This is a genomic window from Paenibacillus artemisiicola, assembly GCF_017652985.1.
In the GTDB taxonomy this organism is placed as follows: domain Bacteria; phylum Bacillota; class Bacilli; order Paenibacillales; family Paenibacillaceae; genus Paenibacillus_Z; species Paenibacillus_Z artemisiicola.
Window position 1 is genome coordinate 1 of sequence record NZ_JAGGDJ010000086.1, and the last position, 12,023, is coordinate 12,023.

The 12,023-nt window shown below is 66.7% G+C and carries 9 protein-coding genes; 6 read left to right on the forward strand and 3 right to left on the reverse strand.

Annotated elements, in window-relative coordinates; all coding sequences use genetic code 11:
- The 6 genes from I8J29_RS32690 to I8J29_RS32715 form a co-directional block, all read left to right on the forward strand.
- Positions 1-1,136 (forward strand): WD40/YVTN/BNR-like repeat-containing protein (locus I8J29_RS32690; RefSeq protein WP_208851449.1); only part of this gene is annotated, 1,136 nt, incomplete at its 5' end.
- A gap of 230 nt (positions 1,137-1,366) precedes the next feature.
- Positions 1,367-3,106 carry a methyl-accepting chemotaxis protein gene (locus I8J29_RS32695; protein WP_208851450.1) on the forward strand — a complete coding sequence of 580 codons (1,740 nt, stop codon included), beginning with the start codon at positions 1,367-1,369 and terminating at the stop codon, positions 3,104-3,106.
- Between the two features lie 57 nt (positions 3,107-3,163).
- Positions 3,164-3,544 (forward strand): VOC family protein, encoded by a 381-nt coding sequence (locus I8J29_RS32700; protein WP_090639545.1) that lies wholly within the window; start codon positions 3,164-3,166, stop codon positions 3,542-3,544.
- A gap of 183 nt (positions 3,545-3,727) precedes the next feature.
- Positions 3,728-4,474, forward strand: a complete 747-nt coding sequence (locus I8J29_RS32705; protein ID WP_208851451.1) for a MerR family transcriptional regulator — start codon at positions 3,728-3,730, stop codon at positions 4,472-4,474.
- A 299-nt stretch (positions 4,475-4,773) separates the two neighbouring features.
- On the forward strand, positions 4,774-5,898 hold the full coding sequence (locus I8J29_RS32710) for a PepSY-associated TM helix domain-containing protein (protein ID WP_208851452.1): 1,125 nt from the start codon (positions 4,774-4,776) through the stop codon (positions 5,896-5,898).
- A 159-nt stretch (positions 5,899-6,057) separates the two neighbouring features.
- A complete protein-coding gene (locus I8J29_RS32715) occupies positions 6,058-6,876 on the forward strand; it encodes a TetR/AcrR family transcriptional regulator (RefSeq protein WP_208851453.1) in 819 nt (272 codons plus the stop codon).
- Between the two features lie 272 nt (positions 6,877-7,148).
- Here the strand turns inward: I8J29_RS32715 and I8J29_RS32720 are convergent, their stop codons facing one another.
- The 3 genes from I8J29_RS32720 to I8J29_RS32730 all read right to left on the reverse strand — a co-directional run.
- Positions 7,149-7,943, reverse strand: a complete 795-nt coding sequence (locus I8J29_RS32720; RefSeq protein ID WP_208851454.1) for an ABC transporter permease — start codon at positions 7,941-7,943, stop codon at positions 7,149-7,151.
- A complete protein-coding gene (locus I8J29_RS32725; protein WP_208851455.1) occupies positions 7,940-8,827 on the reverse strand; it encodes an ATP-binding cassette domain-containing protein in 888 nt (295 codons plus the stop codon). Before I8J29_RS32725 ends, I8J29_RS32720 begins: the two co-directional genes overlap by 4 nt.
- A 229-nt stretch (positions 8,828-9,056) precedes the next feature.
- Positions 9,057-12,023, reverse strand: a 2,967-nt coding sequence (locus I8J29_RS32730; RefSeq protein WP_208851456.1) for a DEAD/DEAH box helicase, incomplete at its 5' end; no start/stop codon positions are given.

Below are 12,023 nucleotides of genomic sequence, written 5' to 3' on the forward strand. Positions count from 1 at the left end.
CCGCCGTGCTGGCGGCGGGCGCGCTGACCGGCTTCGGCGCGGCGTCCCCGGCGCCCGCGGCCGCGGCTTCGGCGCCTCCGGCGCCGCCCTGCCGAACCGACGCGCACGGCCTGCAGCTCAAGGCGATGAAGGATACGTCGGACCCGTACCTGCAGTCGATTCAATTCCTGAGCAAGAACGTCGGCCGCGCGGCGGGCAACGGATTCATGATCGGCACGTCGGACGGCGGCTGCCATTGGCAGGCGATCTACAACGCCGGCACGCTGAATTTCGCGCAAATGCAATTCTTGACCAATACGACGGGCTACGTGCTGGCGCAAGTCGCGTACGGCAAGCCGAACACGCTGCTGAAGACGACGGACGGCGGTTCGAGCTATACGTGGATCCCGACCGGAGCCCATCCGTTCGACCGCATCGCATTCATGAACGGCCAGACGGGCTTCGGCTTCACGCGCGCGTTCACGTACAAGACGACGGACGGCGGCAAGACGTGGACGAAGCTGCCGACGCCGCCGAACACGCGCTACGCGCATTTCATGACGGAGCAGAAGGGCTGGGCGCTCGTATTGGCCCCCGGCGGCTATGACGTGAAGCGCACCGTCGACGGCGGGCGGCATTGGACCGGCTCGCTGCACGTGAAGTCCGATACGGTCGTCGGCGGCATGATCTACGGCACCGACAGCGCGGACGTCTGGGTGCTGCTGTACGGCGCTTCCGGCATGTCGCAGACGTCGTACGCCGTCTACCATACGTCTGACGCGGGCGCGCAATGGAAGCAGATCCTTTCGCGCCCGACGGCGGGCGGAGGCCCGGCGCCGGGTCCGGTCGTGCCGGCCGGCAAGCTGGTCGGACCCGCCGGCAGACCGACCGACATGGCGGTCGTCGGACGCCAGGCGGCCTTCCTCGTCGCGGGCAGCGGGGCGCTCGACGCGCTGCAGTTCGGCCGCTCGCTCGACGACGGCAAGACGTGGACCAACCTGCCGGGCGCCGCGCCGGGCTACGACGGGAAGCTTTCGTTCCTGACGCCGACGACGGGCTACCTGGCGGTCACGAGCTTCGAGAAGCCCGGCATATACAAGACGGCCGACGGCGGCAAGACGTGGACGAAGCTCTTCTCGCTGCCGGCCCGTTCCTAGGCCGGAGGTTGCAGGCGGAAGCCCTTGGGGCCGCGGCGAATCGCGGCTTTCGGGGGCTTTTTCCCGCGCCGCACGGCCATGGCGGAGAAGGCGTCAGGCGGGTGAGAGCGCTTTCATGGGAGCGGCTTGAAAAAATAAGCCGTTCTTCCTGCTTTTTTTCAGGAAAACGCTCATGAATGGGTCGAAAGGTGTCGATATCACTTCCAAAAAGACCATAGGAGTGATACCGATTGAAACCAGGCATCATGACATTCGGCGTAGGAAAGAAACTGTTTTTGTCGTTCATGGCGTTAATCGCGCTGATCGGGGCGTTGGGCGCGATCTCGCTGCTGTCGGAGCGGCGGATGGCGGACAAGACGGACAGCATCACGAAGAACTGGATGAACGGGGTCGAGATCGCGAATAACGTGAATTACTTGACGGAGCACGTCATGACGTTTCAATACAAGATTTTGGCGAGCGTCGATCCGGGCAAAAAGATGAATTACATGGTCGACGCCTCGAGCACGATCATGGCGGTCGACCAGCAGCTGGACGGGTACGCCGCGACGTACGCGAACGCCGAAGACAAGGCGGCCGCGGAAGCGCTGCGGGACAAATGGGCGGCCTACAAGGAGCTGTACGACAAAGCGATCGCGTACAGCGAGCATGTCGACCTTATTCACGGCGCGAAAGCGAACGGCGAAGAGCTCGTCCAGCTGCTGCAGCAGACGGAAACGGCCTACGCCGCCATGCAGCAGGACATGTCGAAGCTGGTGCAGCTCAACCACAAGGGCGCGGCCGACGCGGCGAAGGAAAGCCGCGACATCTACCGCGGCAGCGTCATCGAAGCGATCGTCGTGCTGGCGGCCGCCGTCCTGATCGCCGTCGGACTCGCGGCGTTCCTGAACGCCCGGATTTCGCGGCCGCTCAAACGCGCGTCGTCCGCGCTTCGCCGAGTCGCGGCGGGCGACCTGACGGTCGAGGCGCTGAAGGCGCGCTCGAAGGACGAGATCGGCCAGCTCGCCGCGTCGGTGAACGAGATGACGGCGAATTTGCAGGCGACGATGCGGCGGATCCACGAGACGGCGGCGTCCGTCGCCGCGTCGTCCGAGGAGCTGCTCGCGAGCTCCGGGCAGAACGCGGAGGCGACGCAGCACGTGGCCGAGGCGGTGCAGGAGGTGGCCGCCGGGGCGGAGCGCCAGCAGCATAGCGCCGATGAGACGGGCCGGGCGATGGAAGAAATGGCGACGGGCATCCAGCGCATCGCCGAATCGTCCTCGACGGTATCGGATTTGTCGGTGGAGGCGAGCGAGCTGGCGGAGCGGGGCAACGTCTCCATCGGGGCCGCCGTCGAGCGAATGAACGCCATCGGCGGCTCGGTGGGCCGCGCGGGCGCGGACATCCGGCTGCTGGAGGCGCACTCCGGCCGCATCGGCGAGATCGTCGGCCTGATCGGCGACATCGCCAGGCAGACGGGCCTGCTGTCGCTGAACGCCTCGATCGAGGCGGCGCGCGCCGGCGAGCACGGCAAAGGCTTCGCCGTCGTGGCGGGCGAGGTCAAGAAGCTGTCCGAGCAGTCGGCGCAGTCGGTCGGCAGCATCGCGGAGGTCATCGAGCAGATCCAGCGGGATACGCTGAAGGCCGCGCGCGCGATGGAGCAGAGCCAAGGCGAGGTGCGGCTCGGCATCCAGGCCGTCGCCGACGCGGAGGAGGCGTTCCGCGGCATCGCCGGGACCGCGCGCCAAGTGTCCGAGCGGGTGCAGGAGGTCGCCGCGGCGGCGCAGCAGATGGCGGCCGGCTCCGAGCAGGTGTCCGCGTCCGTGCAGGACATGAGCGCGATTTCCCGCGACGCCGCGGGCGCGACGCAGTCCGTCGCGGCCACGACGGAGGAGCAGCTCGCGTCGGCGCAGGAGATCACCGCGGCGGCCGAGTCGCTCAGCGCCATCGCGCAGGAGCTGTCCGACATGGTGGGCCGCTTCAAAATCTGACGTCCGCAAGCGGTCCGGCCATGCTATAATAGGCGAAAAAGGCGGTGGACCTACGCGATGATTCGCCACGAAGGTATTCATCATGTCAGCTTGATCGTAACCGACCTGGAACGGGCAAAACGCTTTTACGAAGACGTTATCGGCCTGCGGGAAATCCCGCGGCCGGCATTCGATTTTCCCGGCGCGTGGTACGGCATCGGGGAAGGCGGGCAGCAGCTGCATCTGATCGTGCATCCGGGCGAGACGCTGCGCGGCGGCGGCATCGACACGCGCGACGGGCACTTCGCGATCCGCGTCGCCGATTTCGACGAGACGATCGCTTGGCTGTCCGAGCACGGCATCGAGCACCGCCACAACCGGAACAGCATCACGGGCTTCGCGCAGATCTTCCTGACGGATCCCGACCGCAACATCATCGAGCTGAACGCCGCGCGCTGAAGCGCGGCCGCCGGGCCGGCAGGCCGGGAACGCCCCTGGGGCGTCCCGGCTTTTTTGCGTCCTGCGCTTTGCATACGCGGGGGAGAGGCGAGCAGCCGCGGGCGCGGAAACTTTTCGGCGAAGGGGCATTGACTCTCCGCTTAGGGAAGACTTTACACTACGGATTGAAAGGAGCGAAGGCAAGTGAAGCATACGGTCAAGGAGCTGTCGGAGCTGTCCGGCGCGACGATCAAGACGCTGCACCATTACCACAAGATCGGGCTGCTGCTCCCGGGCGAAATCAGCGAGGCGGGCTATCGCTACTACGGCCGGCGGGAGCTGGAACGGCTGCAGCGGATCCTGTTCTACAAGGAGCTGGATTTTCCGCTCGAGCGGATCCGGACACTGATGGACGGCGAGCAGGATCCCCGGGAGGCGCTGGGCGGCCAGAAGCGGCTGCTGCAGGAACGCCGGAAGCGGCTGGACGCGGTCATCGGGACGCTGACGAAGACGCTGGAATCCATGGAGAAAGGCGAGGCGATGCAGGTGAGCGAGATGTTCGAAGGGTTGAAGAGCGAAGCGGAATGGCGGGAGGCGCTGGACGAGCAGCGGACGTATCTGAAGGATGCCTACGGCGTGGATATTTTGGAGACGGCGCCGGACGCCGCGGAGATGAACGAGCAGGCGCGGGAAGCGATGCTGTTCATGAACGGAATGGCGGACGCGCTGCGGGACGGCGCGATGCATACGGACATGCGGGTGCGGGAGCTGATCGGCGGGCACCTGGAGTTTTTGAACGCGCGCGGGCACGCGATTACGCCGGAGTCGTTCGCGGCGCAGACGGCGTTCTTCCTGCAGGACGGCTTCCACCTGCGCATGCTGGAGGAACAGCAGACGGGGCTGGCATATTATCTCCAGGCCGCCGCCGCGGCATATGCGGCGGGGTATTGAGCGGCCTGCCCGGGGACGTGCTGCCGCTCGGGCGCCGAAGCTCCGCCCCTGAGCCGGTTCATCGCAACGCCGCTTCCGCCGTTCGGCGGAAGCGGCGTTTTTTGCGTTTGCGTAAATGATGGATTGACATCGCGACTGATAATGATTATCATTGGAATCGTTTGACAGTAGTGAGAATGAGATTCATTATCAGTAATTTCGTCGCGCCCGCCGGACAAGCGGATCGGCTCCGGATGCGGGATTACGGGCGGGACGGGCTCGCGGATTGGCCATTACAAGGACAGGGTGGGACGGAAGGCATGCGGAAAGCCGTATTAAGAACGCACTTGCTGCTCAGTTTGATACTGGGCCTGTTCGTCGTAACGACGTGCACGTCGGGAAGCATCATCATGATCGAGCCGGAATTGGAAAGCTGGCTGTATCCCGTCGGGGAGCACCCGACCAAGGGGGATATCGGCGCGGAGGCGGTCAAGGCGCATGCCGACGCGCTCAATCCGGCGTTCGGGACGGACGTCATCGAATGGCCGGCGAAGGACGGGTTTTACCACGTGCATATTTCCGAGGACGGCAAAAACGAGCGCACGCTTTACGCCGATCCCGGCACGGGCAGAACGTTCGGCAACGTGAAGGAGGAGCGCGGCGAGCCGTTCGAGACGATCTACAATCTGCATCGTTACTTCCTGATGACGAACGTGATCGGCAAGACCCATGCGGCGCATCTGGTGGGGTGGATCGGCGTAGGGCTGGTCCTGATTCTGGCGACCGGCGTCTATTTGTGGTGGCCCAGCATCCGCAAGCTCGCGCTCGGCTTCCGGATCATTCGGGGCCGGGGCCGGCTGGCGCTCAACATGAGCCTGCACAAGGTCGTCGGGATCCTGTCGATTCCGGTGCTGCTGGTCTCGGCCGCGACCGGGGCGGTCAACGCCTACGAGAAGCAGATTCCGGGCTGGGTCGGCTTCCAGGCCAAGGAGACGGTGCCGGATTCCGCGAAGAAGACCGCGGCGGGCGAGCCGGACGCGGGCATCCTGTCCCTCGGGCGGGCGGTCGACCTCGTGCGCGAGCAGTATCCGCACAGCAAGCTGATCAAGGTGACGCTGCCGCGGAAGCCGGGCGACACGTACCAGTTCGGCGTCAAGGAAGGCTTCGGCGCTTCGAGCGACGGCAACAGCACGATCTACATGGACGCGGCCAGCGGGGCGATTTTGTACAAGACGCATCCGAACTGGGCGATCAATCTGTACAACGCCTGGCGCAAAGGGCTGCACTTCGCCACGTGGGGCGGCTTGACGACGCGCCTCGTCGCCTTCGCGTTCGGGATGATGCCGCTCGTGCTGATGATCACGGGGCTGACCGTGTGGCGGATGAAGGCCCGCGCGCGCAAACGCGGCAAGCGGCGGGATGCCGGCCGAGCGGCGGTGGCGTAGCGCTTCCGGGCAAGCTCCCCCGGCGAGCGGCGAGAGGCAGGGCGGGGCGACGGCTACGCCCGTTCCGAGGCCCCGCGGAATTGTTCCGTCATAGCGGTTGTGGTACACTGTTTATGACGTATACAATTTAGCGAAAGCATCATAACGGAGGATTTGCCCATGCCTGACGGCCATGACTTGGAAGATGAAGCGCTCCGGCGGCTGCCGGTCGGCGTCGCCCTCGCCTGGGGCCTCGTGAAGCAGGGGAAACGGGGGCCGAAGGGCGAGCTCAGCATCAAGCAAATCGTCGACGCGGCCGTCGCCATCGCCGACGCGGACGGGCTGCAGGCCGTCTCGATGAGCCGCGTGGCCCAGTCGCTCGGCTATACGACAATGTCGCTGTACCGCTATATCACGAGCAAGGAGGACCTGCTGCTGCTGATGCAGGAGGCCGTGAGCGAAATTCCGATCCCGCCGGAAGATCCGGCGCAGCATTGGCGAGACGGGCTTCGCGCCTACGTGGACGCGTGCGTCGGGGTGTTCGTCAAGCATCCGTGGTACGGCGACATTCCGGTGAAGAGCGTGCCGGTCACGCCGAGCGTCCTGCGCCTGATCGATTGGGTGATCCGCACCTTGCGCCCGCTCGAGCTGGACGATTACGAGAAAATGTCCGTGCTGCTGCTGCTGAGCAGCTACGGCCGCTCCGTCGGCCTCATCCGGCGCGACATGGAGACGGCCTTTCGCGCGGGCGGGACGCCCGAGGATTTCGCGGGCCTCTCCATGAGCCCCGCGCTGAAGAAGCTGGTGACGCCGGAGCGCTTCCCCGACCTGTACCCGATCGTCATGTCCGGCATCTATGGCGGCGAGCGCGAAGCCGAAAGCACGGTCGGCGACGATCTGGCGTTCGGGCTGGAGCGTATTCTGGACGGCGTCGAGCAGTATCTGGAGCGCCGGCGGCAGGCGCCGAAAGGCGGACCGGCCGGGCCGGACGAAGGTTAACCGCAGCCGACCGGCCGTATAGTCGCCTCGTTGCCGTATAGCCGCATAGCCGCGCAATCGCATGGACCGGCATGCCGGTCCCGAAGGCATGGCGGTTGACGCCGTTGACGATAAACGGCGTTAATCGCCGCCTGTCTTGCGGCGACCGGCGGCTTGAACGGAAACAAAAAGCACGCCCGTTCCGCATCAAGCGGAACCGGCGTGCTTTTTTCGCATGCGCGAACGGATCGGCGTTTACCGTTGCCGCGAACGCGGCGGCGGTCATTGCCTCTCTAGCGCTTCCCGGCTTTCCGGCGGAATGCCGCGACGCTCCACGCGATCGCGACCAGCAGAATGCCGAGGCACCAGACGGCGGCCAGCCAGGCGCTGTCGCCGATCGGCGTGCCGGTGAGCAGCCCGCGGATCGTCTCGATGACCGGCGTGATCGGCTGATGGTTCGCCACGCCCTGCAGCCAGCGCGGCATCGTCTCGGTCGGCACGAACGCGCTGGAGAGATAAGGCAGGAAGAGCAGGATGAAGCCGTAGCCCGACGCCGCGGACGGGGAGCCGGCGATGAGGCCGATGGCGGCGAACAGCCAGGTGAGCGCGAGAATGAACAGCGCGATGAGGCCGATGGCGCCCAGCCATTCCGGGAAGCCGGCGGACGAGCGGAAGCCGACGAGGAACGCGACGCCGATGACGACGCCCGTCGCGAGCAGGTTGCGCGCCAGGCTTGCGGCGACGTGGCCGGTGATGACGCTGAGGCTGCGGATCGGCATCGTGCGGAAGCGGTCGATGATGCCGTTCGTCATGTCGTGGGCGACGTCCACGGCGGTGCTGGCGGAGCCGAACCCGGCGCACAGCAGGATAATGCCGGGCACGACGTAGTCGACGTAATCGCCGCCGGGATCGATGGCGCCGCCGAAGACGTAGGTGAATAAGAGCATTAACATGACGGGGAGCATGATCGCCATGATCAGCGCTTCGGCGTTGCGCAGGCTGAGGCGGATGCTGCGGGCGATGAAGACGGCGTTCACGACGCCGAGGGACGCGTTGCGCGCCGGGACGTTGCGGGTGGCGTTCATCATTGGGCGGCCTCCTTATAATCGGCGGATGTCAGGGCGACGAAGACGTCGTCCATGCTCGGTTTGCGCAGGCTGATCCGGGTGCCGGCGGGCGCTTTGCCCGCGAGCTCGTTCAGCGTCCGGCGGATGTCGTGGAGGGTGCCGTCGGTGGCGTAGACCGCGAGCGCCTCGTCGTCCTCGCCGACGAGCTCGATCCGCTCGCCGCCGACGCGGGCTTTCAGCTCGTGCGCGGTGCCGGACGCGACGATGCGTCCGCCGGCGATGACGGCGATGCGGTCGGCCAGCTGGTCGGCCTCTTCCAAGTATTGCGTGGTGAGAAAAATCGTCATGCCTTCGTTCCGCAGCTGCAGGATGGTGTCCCACAAGGCGCGGCGGCTGACGGTGTCGAGTCCGGTCGTCGGCTCATCCAGGAAGAGCACGGGCCGGCGGGCGACGAGGCTGATCGCCAGGTCGAGGCGGCGCCGCATGCCGCCGGAGTAGGTTTTGGCCAGCTTGCCGGCGCTCGCCTCCAGGTCGAACAGCGCGAGCAGCTCCGCGGTCCGGGCGCGTGCTTCGGACGGCGAGAACCCCGACAGCCGGCACATCATGGTCAGATTCTCGCGGGCGGTCAGCATGTCGTCGACCGCGGCGAACTGGCCGGTGAGGCTGATGGCGCGCTTGACGGCGTCGCGCTCGCGGACGACGTCGCGGCCGGCGACGGCCGCGGTGCCTCCGTCCGGCCTCGTCAACGTGGAGAGGATGTTGATCAGGGTGGTTTTCCCGGCGCCGTTCGGGCCGAGCAGGGCGAAGATCGTGCCGGCTTGCACGGTCAGGTCGATGCCGTTCAGCACCGTCTGCTTGCCGAACGCTTTGCGAAGCCCTTTCGTTTCGATCGCGAATGCGGTCATGTGCTTCATGCTCCTTTTCGTTATGGTGTATATTATAAACAGTATATTATGCATACAGAATTTGCGCAACCGGGAAAATAAAAAATCCGCCAAGTCGTTCTTGGCGGATAAGGCGGTCGGTCGTATTCGTCATGGGAAGGAATTCGGGAACAGCGATCCGAAAGCCGGGGACGGAAGCCGCGTGCCAGCTTGGCGGTTCGGCGGGACGTACGGGAGACGCGGAGCCGGGTCAAGTGAGCATCAGCAGCTCCTTGATCTCGTCCTCGGTCAACGCGGCGAGCGGCTCTTCGCCCGGGCGGACGACGTCGTCGATCAGGTTCTTCTTGCGCTCCTGGAGTTCGATCATCTTGTCTTCGACGGTGCCTTGGGCGACGAGGCGGATGACCTGCACGACCTTCTTCTGCCCGATCCGGTGGGCGCGGTCGGCCGCCTGCTGCTCGACGGCGGGGTTCCACCACAGGTCGTACAGGACGACCGTGTCCGCGCCGGTCAGGTTGAGGCCCGTGCCGCCGGCCTTCAGCGAGATGAGGAACAGGTCGCCTTCGCCGTCGTTGAACCGGTTGCTCCGCTCGAGCCGCTCGCTTGGCGGGGTGCTGCCGTCCAGGTAAAAGTACGGCACGTTCCGCAGCTGCAGCTCCTGCCGGATCAGCTTCAGCATCTCGACGAACTGCGAGAAGACGAGCATCCGACGTCCCGCGGCGCGGCATTCGTCGATCAGCTCCAGCAGCTGGCGCAGCTTGCCCGAGCCGCCCGCGTAGTCTTCGACGAACAGCGCGGGATGGCAGCAGAGCTGGCGCAGCCGGGTCAGGCCGGCGAGGATGCGGATCCGGTTGCGGTGCAGCGTGTCCTTGTCCAGGTGCCGGAGCGTCTCCTCCCGCAGCTTGGCGAGGTAGGCGGCATAGAGCCGCTTCTGCTCGGGCAGCAGGGCGGACGCCTGGACGGATTCGATTTTGTCCGGCAGCTCTTTGAGCACGTCCGCCTTCACCCGCCGGAGCAGGAACGGCCGGGCGCGCTTCGCGATCGTCTCGCGGGCGAGCTCGCCGAACGCCTTGCGTCCCGGGAACAGGTCCGGGCAGACGGCGTCGAACAGGGACCACAGCTCGACGAGCCGGTTCTCGATCGGCGTCCCGGTCAGCGCGAACCGGTGGCGGGCTTGCAGCAGCTTGACGCTCTTCGCCGTCTGCGTCGCATCGTTCTTGAACGCTTGCGCCTCGTCCAGGATGAGCGTGTGGAACGAATGCGCCGCGTATTCGGCGATGTCCCGGCGCAGCAGCGGATAGGACGTGATGACGACGTCGACGGATGCTCCGGCGGCGAGCGCCGCGTCCCGCTCGGCCTTCGCGCCGTCGACGACGGCCGCGCGGATATGCGGCGCGAACTTGCGGAGCTCGCTGCGCCAGTTGTACGTCAGCGAAGCCGGGGCGACGATGAGCGCGGGCAGCCGCTCCTCGCGGATGGCCGGCAGCATGGCGGCGAGGAAGGCGATGGCCTGCACCGTTTTGCCGAGGCCCATGTCGTCGGCGAGAATGCCGCCGAAGCCGTAGTGCGCCAGCGTCCGCAGCCATTGGTAGCCGTACGCCTGATAATCCCGGAGCGGATGCAGCAGCCCCTCGGGCTCCGGGAAATCAAGGTTGTCCGGGTTGCGCAGGTTTTCCAGCAGCCGGCGGAACGCCTTGTCGAGCTTGACGGCGCCGCCGCGCGGCGCGTCGATCAGGTGCAGGCCGCGGAAGAGCGGGATCCGGATGCCCGAGTCGCGCAGGTCCTTCGCCGTGATCCGGCCTTCGTTGATGAACCGGGCGATCTCCCGCATTTCCTCGGTGTCGAGCGGCAGGAGGGCGCCCGTGGGCAGCCGGTGGTAGGCGCGTTTCTCCTCGAGCGATTTCAGCACCGCTTTGATCTCCGCCGCGGGAATGCCGTCGATATCGAACTTCGCCTCGAGCCAGTTGGTGCGTTCGTTCATCGTGAGCGTCACGTTCGGCGGCGCGGCGCCGAGCTGGATGCGCGTCCGGACGGCGGAGGTGGCGTGGACGGTCAGCAGCTGCTCCAATTGCGGCACGACGCGGCGGAGAAAATGGTACTCCCGCTCCTCGTCGCCGAGAAAATACCCCGATTCCGTCTTGGCCATCGCCGCTTCCTCCATCAGGGCGAGGATCCGGCGTTCCTTCTCGCCGTCCCGCACGAGAATCGGTCCGCCGCGGCGGCGTTCGGCTTCCGGCTCCAGCGGATTGACGATCAGGTCGCCGTAGTGGAATTCCAGCGCCGCGAGCAGCCGGTCGCGCACGCGGTCGAGAAACAGCTTCGCCTTCAGCGGCCGGTGCGCGACCCGCTCCGCGACGTCCTCCGCGATCCGGACGCTGCCGAGCTTCAACAGGCCGGGCATGACGCGCTCCATGAACGGCTCGATTTGCGCCTGCGGCAAGGGCAGCTCGTCCGGCTCGGCGGCGCGTTCCAGCAGCGCTTGCAGCTCGAGCAGCCGCGCGCACGCCTCGGGCGTCTCCCGCAGCAGCTTGCCCTCGGCGAGGACGAGGCCGTAGTCGTCCAGCACGGTCATGTCCGCCAAGCCGTGCACGCGCAGCCGGTACCCGGCGTCTTCGGCCGTTTCCGAGCCGGGCCGCTTCCGCCGCTCCAGCTCGAAATGAAGCGGAAGCCGTTCGTCCGCGGGCGCGATGCCGGCATAGACGACGTTGTCGAGCTCCAGCACCGCGGACGGCGCCGCGGCGAGCGCGGGCAGGAACGCGTCCCAGGCGCCGGGCGGCACGGGCAGCATCCGCTCGCCGGTCACCGGCGCGGCGTGGGCGGCGTACACGCCGGAGGTATCGCGGTAGAGCCGCTCCTGCGCCTCCATCGCGATCAGCCGGGCGACGACGGCATAATCCGCCGCTTGGATGCTGTGCTGCCGCGGGTCGTACGTCAGCGACTTGGACAGGACGCACGGCTCGCCGTCCGCCGCGCAGCGCAGAAACTCGCGGATGCGCGGGATCGCGGCCGGCCGCTTCGCGCCGGTTTTGATCTCGATGCCGAGCATCCGTTTGCCGCCGGCGCGGACGAACGGCTTGCAGACGAACGTCAGCTCGAGCGGCGCGCGCGTATCGAAGCGCGTCTCGGCCGCGGGCGCCTGCCGCTCCGGCGGCGCCGGCGGGGCGAACAGGCGCAGCAGCCCGTCCGCGAGCTCCGCGCCGCGCCGGGCGTCGGCTTC

Excerpts from the sequence above, each read along its gene's own strand:
- I8J29_RS32710 (WP_208851452.1), top strand. The coding sequence starts at position 4,774 with ATGCGGAAAGCCGTATTAAGAACGCACTTGCTGCTCAGTTTGATACTG.
- I8J29_RS32720 (WP_208851454.1), bottom strand. The coding sequence starts at position 7,943 with ATGATGAACGCCACCCGCAACGTCCCGGCGCGCAACGCGTCCCTCGGC.
- I8J29_RS32725 (WP_208851455.1), bottom strand. The coding sequence starts at position 8,827 with ATGACCGCATTCGCGATCGAAACGAAAGGGCTTCGCAAAGCGTTCGGC.
- I8J29_RS32700 (WP_090639545.1), top strand. The coding sequence starts at position 3,164 with ATGATTCGCCACGAAGGTATTCATCATGTCAGCTTGATCGTAACCGAC.
- I8J29_RS32715 (WP_208851453.1), top strand. The coding sequence starts at position 6,058 with ATGCCTGACGGCCATGACTTGGAAGATGAAGCGCTCCGGCGGCTGCCG.